The sequence below is a fragment of the Metallosphaera sedula DSM 5348 genome, from assembly GCF_000016605.1.
In the GTDB taxonomy this organism is placed as follows: domain Archaea; phylum Thermoproteota; class Thermoprotei_A; order Sulfolobales; family Sulfolobaceae; genus Metallosphaera; species Metallosphaera sedula.
The window spans coordinates 1,089,042-1,111,514 of the sequence record NC_009440.1 but is presented as its reverse complement, the minus strand read 5'-3'; the positions used below and the strand labels follow the sequence as shown (position 1 = coordinate 1,111,514).

Below are 22,473 nucleotides of genomic sequence, written 5' to 3'. Positions count from 1 at the left end.
TTAACTTTTTATCTACACATTCGTATATTTCTTCTAAAAATTTCTTTCAACTCTATAGAAGATTAACCCTCCTCCTAGCATGCCGTGACCGCACGAGCGGGGTCACGCTTTCAACTCTATAGAAGATTAACAAAGTTCGTGAAGGTCACTTACTTCCACGCAGACTATTCTTTCAACTCTATAGAAGATTAACCTGATACAGGGTATCCCCCGCGTCGGCGACGGCGTACCGTCTTTCAACTCTATAGAAGATTAACCAATCACTCACGTGAGAATGACCGCGGATAACGATATCTTTCAACTCTATAGAAGATTAACCCATTTTTTTGATGGGATTAACAAGTCTTTGAGATTTTCCTTTCAACTCTATAGAAGATTAACCCTCAACGTCTGCCTTCGTATTTTCGAGGTAGATCTCATCTTTCAACTCTATAGAAGATTAACGTCCCTTCGAATAGTTTCATTCTCCACCCCTCCGTGGACTTTCAACTCTATAGAAGATTAACGCGTCTTTGACGGCGGGGGGTAACGTTGGTTCAACGTCTTTCAACTCTATAGAAGATTAACATATCTATCCCCAATTGATTATTAGAAATCTCTATATGGACTTTCAACTCTATAGAAGATTAACTACAGTATATCAAGGAGGTGGTGAATAGCGAGAAAATCATACTTTCAACTCTATAGAAGATTAACCTTCAGCTAAACGCAACAATGGATAATCAAGGTAATGTACTTTCAACTCTATAGAAGATTAACTAAAGTAATAAAAGAAGCAGAAAACTCTGACTTCAAAGTTCTTTCAACTCTATAGAAGATTAACCGGGATATATTTGTCAAGAGTAATAAGGTCAATCTTTACTTTCAACTCTATAGAAGATTAACTTTATTACCCGCTTTAGGAACTCCTTTTATGGTCCAGTCTCTCTTTCAACTCTATAGAAGATTAACTCTGAGTTCCGCGTGGCAAGGCCTTCCCAACGTGTCCACTTTCAACTCTATAGAAGATTAACGTGGGGTGAGGTTACGCAATGGCTGAGCAACAAGCCTTTCAACTCTATAGAAGATTAACCTGACTTGACTGGTGTACCACCCGGACAACTCACTTCATTCCTCTTTCAACTCTATAGAAGATTAACTGTTCTTTGCCTCATACTTGTAGGGAAACGCTGGTTTATCTTTCAACTCTATAGAAGATTAACATATGATAGATGTAATGAGGGGCCTCGGCCTGACTCTCTCATTCTTTCAACTCTATAGAAGATTAACAAAAGCCTTGATAATTATCAAATCAATCGTGGAGTTGAACTTTCAACTCTATAGAAGATTAACATCGTCTTTGAGGGCTTTGAGTAAGTTCCTTAACGAGAGCTTTCAACTCTATAGAAGATTAACTCTGACATAACGTGGGAGATATATGAGAAACTCGAAATAACTTTCAACTCTATAGAAGATTAACATTCAACAAAACAAGAATCCAGAGAGATCAAAGAGGAATTACTTTCAACTCTATAGAAGATTAACATAGAATTGGTATCTTTCTTAAAGTCTTCATAATCAATATCTTTCAACTCTATAGAAGATTAACTCTCTTGTGAAACGTCTTACGTTACTTTTTAACGATCAACTTTCAACTCTATAGAAGATTAACACTGAGAGTGCATCCCTATAACAGTCCTCAGCAACCTTTGACTTTCAACTCTATAGAAGATTAACATCTAGATCTTTCACGTTTGGATTGGCCCCGTGATCTAGGCTTTCAACTCTATAGAAGATTAACCAGGATATGGGGAATCTGTAAAGGTTAAAATCGTGGAATCTTTCAACTCTATAGAAGATTAACTATGACTCCTCATACCGTACAACTTTCCACTGAATGATACTCTTTCAACTCTATAGAAGATTAACTTTTTCTTTTCTCTTTCTCGAGTAGTTCTTTCACCCGCCCTTTCAACTCTATAGAAGATTAACAAGGTTAAAATAACCTTGCCTAAGAAGAAGGAAGTGTACACTTTCAACTCTATAGAAGATTAACCCCTCATTTTTACACACAGTCCCCTACTCGATCGTATTGTCTGCTTTCAACTCTATAGAAGATTAACTCCTTAGGTCAAGGATTTTTATACGAACCCAATGAAAGACTTTCAACTCTATAGAAGATTAACATTGATCACGGTCCTGGTCTACCCATCCAGGCTTGGTACACTTTCAACTCTATAGAAGATTAACCTATCTATTGTTTGGACTGCATCATCTACGTCAGGAAGATACTTTCAACTCTATAGAAGATTAACCGTTCCGGGTCCATTATAAACCGCGAAGAAATAAGCTTTCAACTCTATAGAAGATTAACCGGGATAGAAAATGAATCCGGATGATATAGTAGTAATAATCTTTCAACTCTATAGAAGATTAACTGTCGTTCAAAAAAGTAAGTAAAATTTCAGATACAGAATTCGAGCTAGAATCTTTCAACTCTATAGAAGATTAACTTAAATGACATGAACTTCACGACTTATCGGAAACTGTTGACAACTTTCAACTCTATAGAAGATTAACTTAAATTTTTGTATTATTCTTTTGGTGAGAAGGGTGGATATCTTTCAACTCTATAGAAGATTAACTGGGAATGAAGGCGTGATAAGTAAACTAACAATTCGTTTCTCTTTCAACTCTATAGAAGATTAACGCGAAAAAGAAGTGTGTGGTATAATTCATAATATAATATATACTTTCAACTCTATAGAAGATTAACGATATGAAGCCAGCGAACATCAACGCACTGATTGGCGGGGTCTTTCAACTCTATAGAAGATTAACCTGGTTCGTAGATACGTTTAAACAAGAGAAAAAATGGTATCTCTTTCAACTCTATAGAAGATTAACCTAGTTTCCTTGCCTCTTCTGCACTGATTTGTCTTATTTCAAATCTTTCAACTCTATAGAAGATTAACATTAAAAATAAATTTGACGCCAAATACAGAAACGAATTATGCTTTCAACTCTATAGAAGATTAACAAGGGGCGAAGCCCCTTATACTTATGTGTAGACAGTGAACTTTCAACTCTATAGAAGATTAACTCATGCACAGTTAAAAATAGTGCAATTAAATTATTGCTCTTTCAACTCTATAGAAGATTAACTGTGTATTCGCTCACCTGGATCACGAAAACGTCCTTGTCTTTCAACTCTATAGAAGATTAACCTGAGAACCAGGATGAACAGCTGTTTTCTGAATTCATTGCTTTCAACTCTATAGAAGATTAACAGCCTGGTTTTTCTCTTGTCGCCTCTGCCAGTGCATCATCTCTTTCAACTCTATAGAAGATTAACTTGGTCTTTTCGTATGAGAAAAGACATTACTTTCATTACCTTTCAACTCTATAGAAGATTAACTCAAAATCAGTGATTATTGTTGTAGGATCGTTATACGGCGAAGCTTTCAACTCTATAGAAGATTAACAAGCCAGACGACTTCGATAAGATTAAGACACTCCTTAGCTCAGGCTTTCAACTCTATAGAAGATTAACTAGGAACATGTGTCGTTACAAGTTAGAGCGAGCCCCACGCTTTCAACTCTATAGAAGATTAACGCCTCTCTAATTCTGCATCCATTGACAAGCTGGATTAAAAGTACTTTCAACTCTATAGAAGATTAACTAAATTCTTAATAATTTCTTTCAATTCGTCTTTATCCATCTTTCAACTCTATAGAAGATTAACACGCTCAAAAGTGTGTGGCTATAGATGACGTGATAGAGGACTTTCAACTCTATAGAAGATTAACAAGAATATAGCAGATCTGCAATCCACGGCGTCATATGTAGTCTTTCAACTCTATAGAAGATTAACACAGATGGCGTGATTGGGATATACAGATGGACAAAGAAGACTTTCAACTCTATAGAAGATTAACTGGCGTTGCCGGATTTAATTTCGGCGGTGTCCCGGTCTCACTTTCAACTCTATAGAAGATTAACTTAGCAGTAGGGGGTCGGGGGGGTATCCCCCAGAGTGCTCCTTTCAACTCTATAGAAGATTAACATCAAACGGAATGATAAATATAGAAAAATCTGGAAATAAAGTCTCTTTCAACTCTATAGAAGATTAACACCTGGGCGAGGGGTCATGAATAGCACCGCTGTTCCCACCTTTCAACTCTATAGAAGATTAACAATTACAGCGCCCCGCCAATTCTCTTCGAAACAACAAAAACCTTTCAACTCTATAGAAGATTAACAGTCTGTCTTCTGGTGTGTCGCCAAGCCTGGGTAATGCCAGCTTTCAACTCTATAGAAGATTAACAGAAAGATTCCGCCTTCGTCTATTAGATCCTCTGAAATAAGCTTTCAACTCTATAGAAGATTAACATAGTGAAAAGAAGGAAAAGATAAGGAATAGAAGAAGAAAGCTTTCAACTCTATAGAAGATTAACATTTGAAGTGAATTGAAACAATTCGAAATGAATTGCGAAATCTTTCAACTCTATAGAAGATTAACAAAGATTCTGGCGGGAAAGCCAGAAAAAGAGACAAAACCCTTTCAACTCTATAGAAGATTAACCATTTAACCAATCTTCTCTTCTTTCAAACTGATTCATGACTTTCAACTCTATAGAAGATTAACTAAGAATAGAAGATTACAAAGAAAAAGAACAAAAACAAGCTTTCAACTCTATAGAAGATTAACAGTCATCTTGTCTTATTTACATCAATTCGGCTTATATAATTACTTTCAACTCTATAGAAGATTAACGTGGCGGTGTTGGGGGTATTGGCTGTATGGACACCGGTATCTTTCAACTCTATAGAAGATTAACTATCTGTTCTGCCTGGGTTCTCTGTTTACAAAGCCGTGTCCTTTCAACTCTATAGAAGATTAACTTAAACATGATCTCAACAAATACAATGAGAACATCATACTTTCAACTCTATAGAAGATTAACCCAGGTGGTTTTACGTTTTGGTCCTTGAATTCGATTTTTGGCTTTCAACTCTATAGAAGATTAACTCTACCACCATTTTTGGAAGACATAGTTGATAAGATTGTACTTTCAACTCTATAGAAGATTAACCGTTGATGCTAGGAGCCATGATGTGGTTTATAGCAATCTTTCAACTCTATAGAAGATTAACCTACTAACGCTTTTGTGAACGCTCTTTCGTTATATCTTTCAACTCTATAGAAGATTAACAAAAATACACGATAATTGCAGGTGATGATTTACTTACTATTCCTTTCAACTCTATAGAAGATTAACGGAGCTACCAACACTGACATTTCGCTTCTTCCATGGCAAACTTTCAACTCTATAGAAGATTAACTTGATAACTGGCTTAGCCTGGATACGCCCGGGTACTTCTCCTTTCAACTCTATAGAAGATTAACATAAGGTGTGCTGATTTACTTGTAAGTGAAGCCCTCTCTCTTTCAACTCTATAGAAGATTAACTAGAAGCAGAACATATGACATACGCCGTTTTGTTATACGCCTTCTTTCAACTCTATAGAAGATTAACTTATTATGACAAAGAAAAGAAAATTCTCAAGATCCAAATCTTTCAACTCTATAGAAGATTAACCTCCCAGTCTGTCCCTCACCTCCAGCATCACTTTCACTTTCTTTCAACTCTATAGAAGATTAACAGATTTGTTACCTCACTCTTATACAGTTTTACTCGTGAACCTTTCAACTCTATAGAAGATTAACATATCAGACGTCTTCTGGGCGATATAGCGACGAAATATACTTTCAACTCTATAGAAGATTAACCAGCCATATTTCGCAACTAGGTTGGCGAGATTAGAGAAACGCTTTCAACTCTATAGAAGATTAACTTCCAATATCGAAGCTAAAACTTCCTTCTGCCTTCTACCTACTTTCAACTCTATAGAAGATTAACGTCCAGGCGTTTATGCCCCGTTATTTTCGCAATGATTGCCTTTCAACTCTATAGAAGATTAACTTTATTGCAACTTGGATGATATGAATCCTATCCAATATTGCCTTTCAACTCTATAGAAGATTAACTTTTAGTGGAAAAAAATGCCAGCAGAAGTAGAAGCAATCTTTCAACTCTATAGAAGATTAACGCCATATTTCGCAACAAGGCTTTCTAGGTTGCAAAAAAGCTTTCAACTCTATAGAAGATTAACAAGAAGGTGAACAAGAAGGGAGCGAAGAGGAGGTATCAGAATCAGACTTTCAACTCTATAGAAGATTAACCTGGTAAGCAACCATTACCCGACATTATAGCGACTAAAGACTTTCAACTCTATAGAAGATTAACAGATTTGTTTGAGGAATTTGCGCAGGCACTCAAATATCAACTTTCAACTCTATAGAAGATTAACCGGTGAGGGAGAAGGCGCAGAAACTGAAGAGGGTGAGCACTTTCAACTCTATAGAAGATTAACATGGAGGGACATAGTAAATATTATGCTATTAGGTTATAGGCTTTCAACTCTATAGAAGATTAACTTACAGTTGAAGATTTTATAAAAGGTTGCGGTTTAAGATTCTTTCAACTCTATAGAAGATTAACAGATATAAATTTCCAGCGTTGGATGTCGGCGGTTATTTCACTTTCAACTCTATAGAAGATTAACTCTGCATCAAATATGATCTTATCGGAGGGACAGCTCATGCTTTCAACTCTATAGAAGATTAACTGATATGAGATATGCGCAGGGGATAGACATGGAAATCAAGACTTTCAACTCTATAGAAGATTAACATGCTTGGATATAGCTGACATAACTCCTAAATATGGGTCCTTTCAACTCTATAGAAGATTAACCCCTAAATGCCACGCCTTTAATGCGTTAGCCTTCTTTTCCTCCTTTCAACTCTATAGAAGATTAACTTAGGTTAATAGTTGATAAATTGAAAGAAATGGAAATGACTTTCAACTCTATAGAAGATTAACGTAGATAGTTTAAATTTTTAGCGAATTGTCATACAGGTACTTTCAACTCTATAGAAGATTAACGTTTATGGTAACGCTGAAATTATTCCAATCGAAACAGACAAACTTTCAACTCTATAGAAGATTAACCAAACAAGGTAGAATAGTAATGTACGACAGGCTTGCATTCACTTTCAACTCTATAGAAGATTAACGTGGAGTTATGATAATAGTGGCTTGGCCTACAGATTGAGACTTTCAACTCTATAGAAGATTAACTGACACTCTTTATACCGCTAGATTAACATGATCTTATTTCTTACACTTATATACTTTTCTCTTCTTACGATCATCAATTTTTATCCCAAGTCATGAAATCCCTTCAACAACTGGGAACTTAACGTATTCTTGATTTAGATAATGAACAATGATCCACATCGTTGCCAATATCATCTTAACGTCGACGCATTTTCATGATGGCTCCCAGGAAAAGATTTTCAGATAAATTTTTAGTTACACAATTAATTAGCTGCGTTTAATAGTGTGGTTATAAAGTTACAAATTCCAGGAGTGAACCGCGTCCTACAGAACGAGTTTTACTGAGCAATTCTTATTTCGAGGTTCCTGTTCACTGCCTTAATGATCATCTTGAACCTCACGAGCATATTGTCAAGTAGCAGCGATGCATTAGTTGGAGTTCACGACAAAGTTTCCCCCGGAGTGGGTAGAAGAATTGTGTAGAGGCGATGCATTAGTTGGAGTTCACGGGGAATACGACGGCATCGGGTGAGGAGAGTACAAGTTGTCATCACTTACCCACATTCTCTTCTCGGCTAGATATCTAAGTTCTCGAAAGTTCCCTTCTCCCCCGTTACAGAGAGAAAGTAATATACATGTTCCCTCTGGAGAGCAAGAAAATGAAGACCTGCACGTAGAAGGCCTCCGTGTTCTCTTCATGTCCACATCCTGTTCTCTCTATATCCCCTGTAACTTCCTTCACGCTACACAGATCGAGGAGCTTCGTACCTCTTTCCATCTCTTGATCCACGTGAAGATCCCAAGGTAGACTTAAAGTACCCTAGAGATCGTGCTCATCCCGTTAGAGTCTTAGTCTCCCCTCCCTCAGGCCTAGTCGTGGCAATGTTCCCTCTAACTTCCCACAACTCCTGCAGAGATACTCCACCCTAGGCTTACCCTTCTTGATCACATGGCTGTATCGCAGGTAGAATATCTTCATGTAAACAGGTCCTCTCCCCTCTTGTCCGTAACGTTACACCACTATACAAGTGTTTATACCTATCTGACCACATATGACCTCAACTTCTATTTTCAGGGCATACTAGGAACGGGGGAGGGGCTCAATTTCCGACGGTGCCGTGTGACCCCATCCTGCAAAGAGGTGCCTTAGGGTCAGGTGAGCTAACCTAAAGCAACCATCATGGTTTACGCATACCTCTGGTTTCAACCATTGATTAAAAAATTGTTAATATAGATAGAGTTTCTCCCCTTCTCTTTCTATATTATGACGTAAATCTACTAATCAAAATATACTCTCTTGATAATACCAAGTTTTACTACGAACGAAACGTAAAGCTCTACGTTAAATTAGGATGGTATCTACAGGAACAAAATGAGTTGAATGGGACTGAAAAGTTTACAGCGTTTTCTTCTGTGACAATTGTGTCTATAGGTAGCAATAAGGTTACTTTCTCAGTTCTGATGCTTTTTCCCACGGTATTTAGAGTAAAGGCATGTCCATCTCATGCCACAATCAGGATTTACAAGACCTTGACGCCCATGCCCTGTGATATTAAAGGCTAGTCTGAGCCTCATCACCTAGGCATAAGGTGAGTAAATAATTGAAAGTGATGAGAGCCAGGAGAGTCATGCAGGAGATGTGAAGACCCTATGTCCCTCTAAAGCCGAAGATCCTAGAGAGGCGTTTTCTCCACCTTAGGGAGGACCATTCAGGTTTCACGGTCTAAATAATAACCCATGAACAGGCTTAGCCTATCTTACCCTGTGGGGCTAAAGTCCGCGACGCCTTAGGACTAGCGAACATTTTCATCTCAGCGTCACTATCACTACTAGGTGAACTCCGGGACTCGAGTAAAGGTCAGTTATCTAGCATTAAGTTGTGCTTAGCGTGTCATAATCAAGCCAACCTGAGTCTGGATTTCTTAAGCCACTAACGTTGTATGAGGCAGTACACCTGGTGAAGTTAATGACAACACCCTCTGGGAAGCGCCTCCCAAGGTCTGAGTCGTCTCGTCAAGGTGCGGGGAGCAGTAGACAGTTCCTACAAGCCGTCTCCTTGTCCAGGACCTCCTCACACTCCCCACATTCATATGACGTTATGAAAAGGTGGTGAGCGAGCCACGCTATACCTCGTGGCGAAGGTAGGTCCACCGGTGACGTGGTCTTATCCCAACTCTGTCGCGGGAGGCCTCAACGCATCAAGCACCTCCTAAGACCTGGGCTCCTGCTCACCACTCAGGTCAGCTTTTGAGGAGGCCCCTAGGTCCTTCACCTCAAGAGAGATCTCCCCTAGGCCTATCCCTCTGCTCCTCCCAATTCCTAGATAGGACCCAACCATCAGGTACTTCATGGTCCCTCTGAACTCGGGTGGTAGCTCAAACTCAATCCATCCCTTGACTCCCCTGGTCTTCCTCACCTTGTCGCCTCGCTCGCCTAGGGAGACGGTGACAGGCCTCATCCTGAAGTTTATCACCTTTGAGAGGGCATTCACCAGGACCGCAAGTTTAAAGGACTTCACGTCGTCAAACCTCCGCGTGAGCCCCTGATGCGTCTTATAGGCCGACGCTATGATTAGGCCAGGAGACGGAATCGTGAAGTTGGAACCCCTCCCTCTGAACCTAGGGTTAAGAGAGGGTGGAAGACCTATCATCGACGAGAGGAGAACTGGCGATACGAAGTTTACCCTGACCACGTTGCCCTGGGGAGGCTGAAACTCGTCCAGGACCATGAAGGAGTTAAGCGTGACCTGGAACTCGCCGTACGGCGTGTTGAACACTCCGTTAACTGGGGTTATCGCGTCAGGCCTTAGAGGATAGGAGATGAAGGCGTCCAGGGCGGTACCCCTAGACACGTGGACCGGTTTCATCAAGACTAGCCTCCTCCCGTTTACGCCAAGGTTCGAGATAAAGAGTGGTTTATGTTTGTCCCTTGAACTAACCAGGTCCCTCAAGAAGGGGAAAAGCTCTCCCGACATGATAAGGTACTTCAGGACTTTCGAGGTCACCGGCGGTAGGATCACGTCCCTTGTGGGAATCAAGGTAAGGCTGGCCTTTACGATTTCCATGGGGTAAAGTACTTTCAGAGGTATTTAAGGCGAGAGGGGGTGAGGACGGGTAAGATATCGAGAGGATAACCAGATCCCGTGATGTGGAAACCTCTGCGTTCCCTGGTCTTTCCTCATGTTTAGGAGAGTTAGGTCACTTCAATTTCAAGATGTCCTCTTGATACCGGAAGTGGAAATAATGAACGTGTTTTCTTGTTTGAGTGAATCGTGACCTAGGAAACTTAACGAGTTGTTATCTCACGAGATCCAAGAATCAATGTAATGAACGGGGCCTCAAGATGGTGGGTAATTTTTCGGGCTTGTTTCGTAGTAGAGGATACTGATTCTGAAATTTAACACCGTCCGCAAAGGTAAAAGTCCACTCTCGTCTCACAGTACCTATTCATATTACGTAGTATTTAGTGTAATCTTTCAACTCCATAGGAGATTAACATTCAAAATCGAAGAGCAGGATCTTCTCCTGCTAGAGCAACTCTTTCAACTCCATAGGAGATTAAGTTATTGTGAACTCTGTTGAAGTGGAATCGTACGACGAATACTTTCAACTCCATAGGAGATTAAGAGTGCTCGACTCTGCTTAGTTTCTCGACTCTTTCTTCGTTGCTTTCAACTCCATAGGAGATTAAGTATCTAATTCTAACATTTGTCACAGCATTTAGAAGAATCCTCTTTCAACTCCATAGGAGATTAAGAGAGGGAGAATTGGAAGCATCCCGCTCATCAAGGCAGTGTATTTCAACTCCATAGGAGATTAAGCAGTCACCAAGTGGGCTGCAGATAGTAAACGTCAGTGCCTTTCAACTCCATAGGAGATTAAGAAGAATGGGATATTGAGACCATGGCCAAGGCCTTATGTCCTCTTTCAACTCCATAGGAGATTAAGTCGATAGATGCAACGACATCATAAAGTATCACGTGAAAACCTTTCAACTCCATAGGAGATTAAGTGCCTCCACTGAGCTCGATTACTTCAGGTAGTCCAACCTTTCAACTCCATAGGAGATTAAGACTGTACTTTAGTAAGACTAGGTAGGTATGATAAATTGACTTTCAACTCCATAGGAGATTAAGGTTCCTGTTCAAGAAGAAAGATAACGATAAGGCGGATGTTCCTTTCAACTCCATAGGAGATTAAGTTCTCGTCTGAGCCTGGTTACACATCTACAGGTTACGTCTTTCAACTCCATAGGAGATTAAGACAATCTTCTCCCTGAGCTTATAATCATCCTCGTGAAAACTCCATAGGAGATTAAGATCAACAACTAGCTCAACAAAGAGCATACGTAAACACTAACTTTCAACTCCATAGGAGATTAAGACAGAACAAAATGCCCAATCTTCCTCTTTATCCTCCTTAGACTTTCAACTCCATAGGAGATTAAGAGATAGATGAAGAGACAATAAATGTCTTGATCGAGAGTTTCTTTCAACTCCATAGGAGATTAAGAATCTCTTCCGTACGCTTGAGGGGGTCCGAGTTGCCAAGGCTTTCAACTCCATAGGAGATTAAGAGAAATAGTTGGAATAATAGCTTTTATTCTATCACTTTACTTTCAACTCTATAGGAGATTAAGTCTAGGAAAGTCGGAAAAAATGAACTCATATATGTTTAGCTTTCAACTCTATAGGAGATTAAGGTCGTAAACACCACTCAAAACGTAAAACACAACCCCTTTACCTTTCAACTCTATAGGAGATTAAGGGGACATTCCACTGTTCATAAGGTACAGCGCAAAGTACGATCTTTCAACTCTATAGGAGATTAAGCAGCTACTAGAAGAACACCGACTACCTTGAGACCCGTAGTCTTTCAACTCTATAGGAGATTAAGAACGTGGTCGGTGACGCATCTACATCAGCACTCCCAGGTATACTCTTTCAACTCTATAGGAGATTAAGTAATAAGGAAGAGTTAAGGGATACAGTTGCTGAGTATTTCAATGACTTTCAACTCTATAGGAGATTAAGAGGCATATATCTAGCCCTGAGGTGATCAATAGTGTCCACTTACTTTCAACTCTATAGGAGATTAAGCGCGAGCGATTTATTCGATCTAATAGCAAGAATAAAGGCTTTCAACTCTATAGGAGATTAAGCGTTGGGACTATGATAGGCTTTGGTAAAGTTAGTAGAGGTGTCTTTCAACTCTATAGGAGATTAAGTTCACGTAATAAGGCAACAAATCGTTTACGATTTTATCGATAACTTTCAACTCTATAGGAGATTAAGAAGTAACAAGAACTGGAAAGAAGAGTAAGCACGTCGTCAACTTTCAACTCTATAGGAGATTAAGGTATCGAAGCCGAGAGATGTGGTCGGAATGGATAGTGCAAAAGACTTTCAACTCTATAGGAGATTAAGAAGGCGCGAAGCACGGGGGCTATTATTCATATATTATATATAATCTTTCAACTCTATAGGAGATTAAGCTGTGGTGTTGTATCTGTTGAACACCCTCATCGTCCCATTTCTTTCAACTCTATAGGAGATTAAGAGATTAAGACACTCCTTAGCTCAGGTGGTGTGTACATAAGCTTTCAACTCTATAGGAGATTAAGAGAGGGGGCGAGCTACATGGAAGTTTTGAAATTTAAGGACGAGACTTTCAACTCTATAGGAGATTAAGCCGTGCTTCCAGCAAACGCTGCAGGCTTTACACTAATGTTCTTTCAACTCTATAGGAGATTAAGTGAGGAGTTGCAGTCTAAAGGATTGATACGGAGTGTTTCCAACTTTCAACTCTATAGGAGATTAAGCTGCAGTCCCGCTGTGTCTCAGTATCGTTTGCCTAGTCTTTCAACTCTATAGGAGATTAAGTGGTTTGTAGAACATGGAGTTTGCCTCGTTGATTATTATCTTTCAACTCTATAGGAGATTAAGAAGAAGTACGCGATTGTGACATTTATTGACCCACGTACAGACTTTCAACTCTATAGGAGATTAAGGGAAGAACAAGAAGGCGTAAAGCAGAGAGAAGAACAAGAAGCTTTCAACTCTATAGGAGATTAAGTTGTTAGTAAACTAATAAGAGTAATGTATGAGAAAGAAAACTTTCAACTCTATAGGAGATTAAGAGGTCGCTCGATGGTCAGCAGTGAAGACAGCTGTTCTCACTTTCAACTCTATAGGAGATTAAGGTGGGGTAAATGGCGGACTGCCTCCAGGTCCTTAAAAACACTTTCAACTCTATAGGAGATTAAGATTGTTGTTTTTTCGCAATCATGTAGGGGATAAGTTACTTTCAACTCTATAGGAGATTAAGCTCAGCGAGAGTACGTTCACGTTATTAGCAGAAATTGGTACTTTCAACTCTATAGGAGATTAAGATAGGTAATACCACCACAAGAAGAAAAAATGACTTAACTATACTTTCAACTCTATAGGAGATTAAGATTATTATGACAAAGAAAAGAAAATTATCAAAATCCAAATCTTTCAACTCTATAGGAGATTAAGACTACCAGCATACGCTAGATCACAATTGAAGGATATGTACTTTCAACTCTATAGGAGATTAAGAGATCCAGAAATATTTTGCATACGAATGCGACAATTTCATAGCTTTCAACTCTATAGGAGATTAAGATATCTATGGTGCGGTTTATTTAGCCAAAGGTCTCGTTTTCTTTCAACTCTATAGGAGATTAAGACAAACGAGGTGTTTGGAAACGAGAGTTGTAACGTTTAAACTCTTTCAACTCTATAGGAGATTAAGCCTAACGCTTCGTTAACGCCGTCTTACCCGTAAATATAACTTTCAACTCTATAGGAGATTAAGTTAGCACTGCGCTGACTTGCTCATTAACTGAAGTAAACTTCTTTCAACTCTATAGGAGATTAAGAATACATTTTAAAATGGAGGGATTATAATCATGAGAGTTGCTTTCAACTCTATAGGAGATTAAGTCACAGCTGTCTTTGCTACTACATCTTCTGCATTTCGCCTTCTTTCAACTCTATAGGAGATTAAGTGAAACTTTTTGTGTTCTTCAACACATCTACCATTTTCTCCCCAACTTATATACTTTTCTCTTCTTACGATCATCAATTTTTATCCCAAGTCATGAAATCCCTTCAACAACTGGGAACTTAACGTATTCTTGATCTAGATAATGAACAATGATCCACATCGTTGCCAATATCATCTTAACGTCAGCGTCATTTCATGACGGCTCCCGGGAAGAGACTTTCAGATAAATTTTTAATGACACAATTAATACATGGATCTGCTCATGCCAGGTTCACAGGATACTAAGGTCGATCATATAAGACTTATTTTCAGACGCGAGATGGGCGCAAGATGCAAAGGGTGAGGATAAGCTAACGAATGTGGGTCTACCATAAGGAGTCACGGAGGTTTATGTCCTGACTTAAACTAGTTTTAGAGGAATCTGGTACTAAGGACTAGGGACCACTCATGCCCTTCGTGCGGAGGTGATATCACCCTTTCATCAGTCCAAACATTGTGAAATGACATCAAACGGTCTATAAAGGTCAGTATTGATTATATACTGAGCATCATGGTAAACAATCTCGAGACGGAAATACGCCCTATCCCATGGCTACCGTCTAATGCCTTACCAAAAACAATATTCATAGTTTAAGTTGGTAGTAGTCTTTTAAAACGTAAAGATTCTTGTGTATTTAACCGAGTCAAGCAAATAAATGTTGATAAGCGACTTAACTTCATCTCTCAGGCACCCTGGTTGAGGACCATTTATGACCTGTTTTTAACCTTTCAAGTCTTCCACGCACTAGCCGTAGTAATCCTTCTCCCCCATTCTCTCTTAACCTTTCAAGCCAGCGTTCAAACGTATGACCAGAATAGCCCTGGACTAGAGGAGATACAAGTCCTGACCAACGTGGACCGTCAAGGAGATGAAAAGAGGCTTTCTCCTTAAACACGAAAATGAACCCCTAACATCAAGACGTAACCCCACGAGCTAAACTAAGATCTAGTCCTTCCCTCCACCAGTTTCATTACGCACTCCCCAAGCGGGGTCAACCTCACTTTCCTATCCCTTCCTACCATCGTCACGATCCCGAACCTCTTCAGCTCTGACACCTTGTTCTGCAACGTCTTCTCGGACTTCCCAAGGGTGCTCGCAAGTTCCCTAATGTCCCCAGTCCTCCTCAAGGCGTCCAAAAGCCTCATTTCCTCGACCGAGTACTGTCTCATCAACGCGTTGATCTCGCTTTTACCAAAGCTTATGACCTTGCCCCCTCCGCTCTCATCCCTCACATAGGCCTGAAACTCCTTCCCCGTCACAATGAGCGCAGTCAAGATGAGCGAGTCTAACATCCTCATCCCCAGGGTGAGATCCGTGATTATGGGTTGGGCCAGAACAAGAACCTGATCGAGTACCCTGCCTAGGAGCTCCACGAAGGAACCCTCTAGGCTTATCTCAACCACGCGCGGGGTTAACCCGTAGAGCCTCTCAGCTTGAACTTTCAAGTTGTCTAGGGCTGCCTCTGTCCCAGAGGAGATAGGTGAAGGAACGATGATCGTGAGGGAGTCATCCTTTCTGGCTGAAGTTTCAGAAAGCAGTCTTAACAGAAAAGTCTCATTGAAACCAAGCGTGACGAAGTAAGATCTCATATGGATAATTTATAATGAAAGTTTAAATCTCCTGGTGATATGTTGACAGGCTACATAACCACCGGTGATAGAGGACAGTGAAACTGGCCGTTAAGCAGTTGGTCGAGTTATGCAGAAGAGCTTGAAACAACTTGTTTTCACGCTTGACTTTTCTTGGCTCTTGAATATTACCAACTCAAGAGATTTTCAGAGGTTTGTGACCCATCAACCCATAGTTGTGAGAATCGACTCATTCTCGTGAGGAGGGCAATCTAAGGAGCACATGTGAAGCCTAGACTTTCTTCCCTACTTGAGCGGGGCGCTGATACCATCACTCGGTGTTCAGGTTTCCAGTAAATGGACTTGCTCGGACCATATCAGGGGTGTTGACCATTCTTTAGGCTTCAGGATTCCAATGGAGGGACTCGAGAGCATTAACAAGATACCAGAGACCCTTACTTGGTTAGGACTCCCACTACCGAGAGAGAGAGGGGAGACACGCAACCGTGAGCTCAGGCTTCTCACGATTCCTTGACTACACTACCGAGACGGGGCAGACTCTCCTGTATTGACAGGCCTTACACAGCATCTCCCCAGGATTAACCGTAGGTGGCGAGTCGTCCTCCAAGACGTCCGCTACCCTCTTGACCACCTTCTCCACGTGGTCCAGGTGCTCCCTCCTAACCTCGAGATTATATCTAACCGAGTCTCCCATGAACAGGAGGGCGTTCCTCACCCTAAACCCGTTTCTGTCCGCGAGGTAGGAGTACGCCAGTAGTTGAATCCTGAAGTGATATGCCGTCCTCCTGAAGTAGGCCTTTATCTCCCCTACTGCGCCTGACCCCAGCACGTCGACCACTCCAGAGAGATGGGTGTCCCTATCCCTTAACCAGACCTCCCACACAGGATCCTTGATCCATCTCTCGACGTTTACCTTGAATGACCTAGCTAGTTTCATGCCCTCGGTGTCAGGTTCTCTCCACCCAAGTTTCCTCCTAATCCACGGAATTGCGGGGCAAAGAACGTAGTCCTTCACGTCTGTAACGTTCAAGCGATCTCACCCCCTTCCTTCCCTATGACTATCCTCTCCTCCCAATCCCTTAGTCCCATGGGGATCACGTGGATTATGTCGGTGCTCGGATCAATCAGGTGGGCAATTGACCTTACCATGTTCTTCATCCTCTGGGAGTCGAGGTTGCCCTGAAAGGCACTCCTCTGTATCCTGCTCAGGCCATATCTCTTGAGTTCGTTGGCCAGTCTTGTCCTCTTCCCGTTGTCAGAGACGTCGTAGACGACTAGGACTCTCATGCTTTCACCCCGTGTTCCACTTCAGTTCTGCGGTGTCGAGGACGTGGGTTGTCACGAGACTGGAGAGGGTTAGAGGAGTGAGTGTCATGAGTGCGGAGGCCTCCCTAGTCTCATCTCCGCATAGACTCTCCAGGTTACTGTTCCTAGATTCAGGGCCCCAGGACTCTCCTTCCTCACCTCTCCCCCTTGCAGAGGCGTAACTTCCGCGAGGTGACGTTTCGTACCACGTTAGATTGAGAGTCCCTGTATCGGACCACCAATCCCTCATTTCCTGAATCTCGGCAGGATTGAGTTCCCAGCGATGCTCATAGTATCTAACTACCCACGTTCTCTCCCTGACCTTGGGAACAACTCGATAGATCATCAAACCACCATCCTGAACCCCCTATACTCCCTCTTTTCCCTCAACGCAGAAGCAAACTTCAAGGCGTGAGCCCGTATCGCCTGGTTCAAGCTCTTGGGGTTGTGGTCAAGTTCCTCCTTAACCTTCTCCTCTAGGCCCTTTACCACGAGTTTAGCAACTGCTCCCCTGCTTTCCTTGTCCATGAGGCCTCCCTTCAACTTCACCTCTAGACCATCCTTGAAAGCCTTAGCCAGTACCAGGTCCACGTAGGGCTTAAACATCTCCGAGAAGTCGTAGACCAAACTCTCATTACCTGGCCTGTCCTTGTGTACAAATCCCAGGTAGGGATCGAGACCCGCTAGGACTAGGGCCCTCATTACCCGAGAGTACAGGATAGCGTAGGAGTAGTTCAACGCTGAGTTGAATCCATCCCCTCCCTCAACGTCCCTTCCGCGAAAGCCAGGGACAACCTGAGACAGGTTCTGCCAGTAAATCCTTGCAGCAGTGGCCTCATCCTTTCCCTCAAGCTCACGGTAATCCGTCTTTACCCCTCTCCTTGCCCAATACTTGAGATGGACCACCTGGTTGTTTATCTTCGCCCTTATGATCTCCTTCCCGTAATCCAGTCCAGAGGCAACTGCCTCATACTGGGCCTTCTTTGTCCTCACGGTCTCCGTAACCACTGAGGGGAGGAGGAGGCCCCAGATCTGCCCCCTTGAGTCCAGGAAGGCAACCGTTATTCCCCTTGACAAGGCCACCCTTAACACGTGGGTTGAGACCAAAGACGTGGAGCAGAACAGAATCTCATCAACTTCGCTCGGGGATACCTCCCTCCTCTCCTCCTTGTCGTTAACCTTTCGCGAGACTAGGAACATTCCCCTCTTCACGGTAACGTAACTCCCGTAATCCGAGATGACGAGTGAGTTCATTTAACCACCCCTGCAGTGGGAAAGGAAGGGACAACTTGGATAGCACACCGTGGGTAAACCTGGGTCGCGATCCTCAGACAGCATGCTGATCACCTCATCCCTTGAGTCCAGGAACTCCTTTCTGAGATCAGGCGAGACGTAGTGCGACTCATACCTTAACTCCCCACCCCTCACGTAGATGAGGGTTCCGAAGTCCAGGGGTAACTCGAGGGAGCTCTCCAGGGCAAGGGCGTATCCCGCTAGTGCTAGCTTGTGAAAGTCCTGAGGGGTTCCGGTCTTTATCTCAACCACCATCGAGAATTGGGTTATGGCGTCCACGGAGAGGCGTGGGGATAAACCTAGGGGAGTCCCGTCTACCCTGAACTCCGAGATCGTTGGGATGAAGGAAGTTGAGTCGAAGTAGTCTGAGATGAGGTCAAGGGAGAAGGACTTGCACGCCTGCTCACAACCTGACCTATCCTGGCACTCCCTTGATAGCTTGGAGCACCTCGACATGAGGATGGAGACCACGTCCCAGGGAGGTAGACCGGAGAGGGTAAGTCTAGAGACTTCCCTAGAGATCGTCGAGAATATTCTGTGGACTGAAAGTCCGTGATTCAAGGCCTGATTTGCCTCTCCTTGAACCCCATTCCTGCGAAGGTAAACATCCCTCTTGGTCTCACAGTACCTGTAGGCAACGTCTCCCATCGAGAGTGAGAGGTAGCGCCTAGGCTTAATGGGAGGGTGATGATAACTCCAACCCCTGAGCTCCTCCTCAATCGGGTCCGAGGCCCTATACGAGTGGAGGAGCCTGAGTTGTCTCGTAATCTGCGACCTCATGGGTTTATGTTGGTTGGGAATCTAAAATTCATTCAAACGTGGGGGTTGAGAGACTTCCCGTGCAGTGGCGGGATTGGAGTGGGGGTGGACGGTGTGTGGGATGGGCTGATCCCTAGGAAGACCGGGACAGAGGGGAGTTGATCGTGAAGTTTAGGGCGTGAAATGATACAATTTTAGTTTGATGGGAGTAAAATATTGATTCCCTACTATAGTCCTTGAGTTAGGCTGTCCTACTATCGTGACCAGGTACGTCGTTAAAGGTATCTCATTACATTTATAGAGAATACGTTAGTGTCCCGGGAGTTGTAGGGATCTGACGAGATCTGATAAAAATTGTAAGACAATGAGACAGAAAAGATTATATAAAGGAAGAAGATAGATAATGAATAGAAGTAATATAAAAGGTATCAGTTAATCTCCTATAGAGTTGAAAGCTCTTCAGGAGAGACCGCTTCGTCCAACAGCTTTCTATAGTTAATCTCCTATAGAGTTGAAAGATACTTTTCATGTATTGGTAAAGCGTAGTGTTCTGGATTGTTAATCTCCTATAGAGTTGAAAGTTATCTGAAGTGAAAATATATACTTGAGTTTCTCCATCATATGTTAATCTCCTATAGAGTTGAAAGCACTTTTCGACTACATTAAGTAATTTCTTTTTCACTGGTTAATCTCCTATAGAGTTGAAAGGTTGTCGCCCCCTATCTTCTGGCTAGGATTTTGCCAAATGTTAATCTCCTATAGAGTTGAAAGTGCTAAACCTCACAAAATACAGCTTGTATTCTCTTCTTTGTTAATCTCCTATAGAGTTGAAAGGATAAAGTTAGGAAAATGTTTGATGAAATTTACAAATATTGTTAATCTCCTATAGAGTTGAAAGCGTTTGTTAGAAACTATCAAGAATTTGGCTTATAAATTCTGTTAATCTCCTATAGAGTTGAAAGTAATGAAAATATGGATAATATAAATTGTGGAAGATGGATAGTGTTAATCTCCTATAGAGTTGAAAGGCTGACATTTTTTTCACTAAAATATAGTTCTCTCTTCTCAGTTAATCTCCTATAGAGTTGAAAGTTACTGTATGTGAACACATAGACCTCTGTCAAACCGTCAGTTAATCTCCTATAGAGTTGAAAGAATTTAATGTTGAATTTTCCGCCTAAACCGACTGGGGCTAGTTAATCTCCTATAGAGTTGAAAGAAATAATGAAGATTATATTTTCCCCACTACGTTTTTGGGTGTTAATCTCCTATAGAGTTGAAAGTCTTCTTCTTCTGTTGATCTAAATATTGCGCTAAAACAAACGTTAATCTCCTATAGAGTTGAAAGCTTCTAAAAAGTTTTCAAAACTATCCTCCTACTAACTAATTATTTGTTAATCTCCTATAGAGTTGAAAGTGTTTAAGCAAAAAAAGAAGGCGCAAAGCGCCGAATAACTTGTTAATCTCCTATAGAGTTGAAAGGAATGATTTGCCTTAGTTGGAATGGATCAATCACCACGTGTGTTAATCTCCTATAGAGTTGAAAGGGCACTTTCATTCCGTATTGTTCTAGCAGAGGCGCGAACACTTCGTTAATCTCCTATAGAGTTGAAAGAGGAATTTCCAATTAATCTATCATCTAGGAAAAAAAATCCTAGTTAATCTCCTATAGAGTTGAAAGAACTGATGTCTATGCTGTTGGGTATCACAGTCCCAGTAAATCGGTTAATCTCCTATAGAGTTGAAAGGATTTGGGATTAAAGACCTAAATAATGTCTCCGATCAACAGTTAATCTCCTATAGAGTTGAAAGTGTATATTTCTCTATTTCTAACAAATACTTAGCTTCCGCCTGTTAATCTCCTATAGAGTTGAAAGAAAGAGTACATTAAGCAAAAGTATAACGCTGAAATATTTTCAGTTAATCTCCTATAGAGTTGAAAGGCGACAAGTTAAAAGATGTTTTCATCCAATAATTTATCGTGGTTAATCTCCTATAGAGTTGAAAGCTTATTGCCCAGCATCTCTTCCAGATAATCCATTGCGTGTTAATCTCCTATAGAGTTGAAAGTCCTGTTAGTGTGGCGAAATTGTTTATGATGTTAATAGGTTAATCTCCTATAGAGTTGAAAGTTTATACATATGTCATGTCAAGTATATAAATCTTTCTCTCTCGTTAATCTCCTATAGAGTTGAAAGCCCTAACATTAGCGCTTGAAGTAGTTTTTGAAGGCATTTGCGTTAATCTCCTATAGAGTTGAAAGCCATCAGAACAACTATGGCAGGTGTCAACGTCAGTTATGATGTTAATCTCCTATAGAGTTGAAAGATGTTATTGTCTGTACCTTTGAACCACCTTTCCCAATCTGTTAATCTCCTATAGAGTTGAAAGGTTGGCCTTCCCATCAGCATCAGTAATTGGTAAACGTATTCCCATGTTAATCTCCTATAGAGTTGAAAGTTTGCTCCAACGCTTCATTCAATTCTTCTTTACTTCTCATGTTAATCTCCTATAGAGTTGAAAGTCCTGTAACCTCTGCTTGAGAACAAATGCAATCGCTTGATGTTAATCTCCTATAGAGTTGAAAGATGACGAATGGAAGGTAATTCTTGACGCTTTAGGATTCAGTTAATCTCCTATAGAGTTGAAAGTACTCATCTTTTAGCTTTGATCTAGCGTATGCTGGCAATGTTAATCTCCTATAGAGTTGAAAGTCACTGTCGGAGTTCCATCCGTGGCCGTCAATTGGTGTTAATCTCCTATAGAGTTGAAAGAATGAGAATTTTTTACATTTTTGGATACCGATAGAGACAGTGTTAATCTCCTATAGAGTTGAAAGTATGATGTCGTCAGCACGGAGGCTGGGCGCACCATACTAGTTAATCTCCTATAGAGTTGAAAGCGCTGATTCAATAATGATAATGATAGTAGAAAACCTAACTGTTAATCTCCTATAGAGTTGAAAGCTATTCCTATGAAATTAGTTAGCAATAGGGTAATTACGGACTGGTTAATCTCCTATAGAGTTGAAAGTCAAGTAACACATTTAATGTGACGATTCATGTAACTAGCTTGTTAATCTCCTATAGAGTTGAAAGCTACTGTTAGTGCTACCACTACCATGACTTGGTGGGGTGCGTTAATCTCCTATAGAGTTGAAAGTACACAAAATAGTAAGTTTCCGTCGTCGGTTGTGGCTGTTAATCTCCTATAGAGTTGAAAGAAAGAAGTTGAGAACAAAGAACCTTTAGTCATAAGTGAGAGTTAATCTCCTATAGAGTTGAAA

General features: G+C 41.2%; 9 protein-coding genes and 4 CRISPR repeat arrays (2 of these 13 running past the window's edge). All 9 genes read right to left on the bottom strand.

The features are described 5' to 3' along the window. A CRISPR array of direct repeats spans window positions 1–7,188; the repeat unit is 24 nt; unit sequence CTTTCAACTCTATAGAAGATTAAC; it reaches 3,158 nt to the left of the window's first position. Window positions 7,189–7,780: 592 nt separating this feature from the next. Then, window positions 7,781–7,945, bottom strand: a complete 165-nt coding sequence (locus MSED_RS12320) for a hypothetical protein (RefSeq protein ID WP_155464940.1) — start codon at window positions 7,943–7,945, stop codon at window positions 7,781–7,783. A 63-nt stretch (window positions 7,946–8,008) separates the two neighbouring features. Then, window positions 8,009–8,146, bottom strand: coding sequence for a hypothetical protein (locus MSED_RS12315; protein ID WP_155464938.1), 138 nt, complete (start codon window positions 8,144–8,146; stop codon window positions 8,009–8,011). A gap of 1,230 nt (window positions 8,147–9,376) precedes the next feature. Continuing rightward, complete coding sequence (gene cas6, locus MSED_RS05845) at window positions 9,377–10,231, bottom strand: CRISPR system precrRNA processing endoribonuclease RAMP protein Cas6 (RefSeq protein WP_012021100.1); 855 nt, start codon at window positions 10,229–10,231, stop codon at window positions 9,377–9,379. 408 nt (window positions 10,232–10,639) lie between these two features. After that, window positions 10,640–11,429: direct repeats of the CRISPR family, unit length 24 nt. A 95-nt stretch (window positions 11,430–11,524) separates the two neighbouring features. Next, window positions 11,525–14,202: direct repeats of the CRISPR family, unit length 24 nt; unit sequence CTTTCAACTCTATAGGAGATTAAG. A gap of 977 nt (window positions 14,203–15,179) precedes the next feature. Continuing rightward, on the bottom strand, window positions 15,180–15,830 hold the full coding sequence (gene csa3 / locus MSED_RS05835; RefSeq protein WP_012021099.1) for a CRISPR-associated CARF protein Csa3: 651 nt from the start codon (window positions 15,828–15,830) through the stop codon (window positions 15,180–15,182). 514 nt (window positions 15,831–16,344) lie between these two features. Beyond that, window positions 16,345–16,860 (bottom strand): CRISPR-associated protein Cas4, encoded by a 516-nt coding sequence (gene cas4, locus MSED_RS05830; RefSeq protein ID WP_012021098.1) that lies wholly within the window; start codon window positions 16,858–16,860, stop codon window positions 16,345–16,347. Continuing rightward, window positions 16,857–17,117 carry a CRISPR-associated endonuclease Cas2 gene (gene cas2 / locus MSED_RS05825; protein ID WP_012021097.1) on the bottom strand — a complete coding sequence of 87 codons (261 nt, stop codon included), beginning with the start codon at window positions 17,115–17,117 and terminating at the stop codon, window positions 16,857–16,859. The genes cas4 and cas2 overlap by 4 nt, the downstream gene beginning before the upstream one ends. Before the next feature lie 4 nt (window positions 17,118–17,121). Next, entirely contained in the window at window positions 17,122–17,481 is a 360-nt protein-coding gene (locus MSED_RS05820) for a hypothetical protein (RefSeq protein WP_048060058.1), read from the bottom strand. Beyond that, window positions 17,481–18,389 (bottom strand): CRISPR-associated endonuclease Cas1, encoded by a 909-nt coding sequence (gene cas1, locus MSED_RS05815; protein ID WP_012021095.1) that lies wholly within the window; start codon window positions 18,387–18,389, stop codon window positions 17,481–17,483. Before cas1 ends, MSED_RS05820 begins: the two co-directional genes overlap by 1 nt. Then, on the bottom strand, window positions 18,390–19,208 hold the full coding sequence (gene cas4a, locus MSED_RS05810) for a type I-A CRISPR-associated protein Cas4/Csa1 (RefSeq protein ID WP_012021094.1): 819 nt from the start codon (window positions 19,206–19,208) through the stop codon (window positions 18,390–18,392). A 410-nt stretch (window positions 19,209–19,618) separates the two neighbouring features. Next, window positions 19,619–22,473: direct repeats of the CRISPR family, unit length 24 nt; unit sequence GTTAATCTCCTATAGAGTTGAAAG; it runs 6,800 nt beyond the window's last position.

Coding starts and splice junctions, on each gene's coding strand:
- MSED_RS12320 (WP_155464940.1), bottom strand. CDS start 7,945: ATGGAAAGAGGTACGAAGCTCCTCGATCTGTGTAGCGTGAAGGAAGTT.
- MSED_RS12315 (WP_155464938.1), bottom strand. CDS start 8,146: ATGAAGATATTCTACCTGCGATACAGCCATGTGATCAAGAAGGGTAAG.
- cas6 (WP_012021100.1), bottom strand. CDS start 10,231: ATGGAAATCGTAAAGGCCAGCCTTACCTTGATTCCCACAAGGGACGTG.
- csa3 (WP_012021099.1), bottom strand. CDS start 15,830: ATGAGATCTTACTTCGTCACGCTTGGTTTCAATGAGACTTTTCTGTTA.
- cas2 (WP_012021097.1), bottom strand. CDS start 17,117: ATGAGAGTCCTAGTCGTCTACGACGTCTCTGACAACGGGAAGAGGACA.
- MSED_RS05820 (WP_048060058.1), bottom strand. CDS start 17,481: ATGATCTATCGAGTTGTTCCCAAGGTCAGGGAGAGAACGTGGGTAGTT.
- cas1 (WP_012021095.1), bottom strand. CDS start 18,389: ATGAACTCACTCGTCATCTCGGATTACGGGAGTTACGTTACCGTGAAG.
- cas4a (WP_012021094.1), bottom strand. CDS start 19,208: ATGAGGTCGCAGATTACGAGACAACTCAGGCTCCTCCACTCGTATAGG.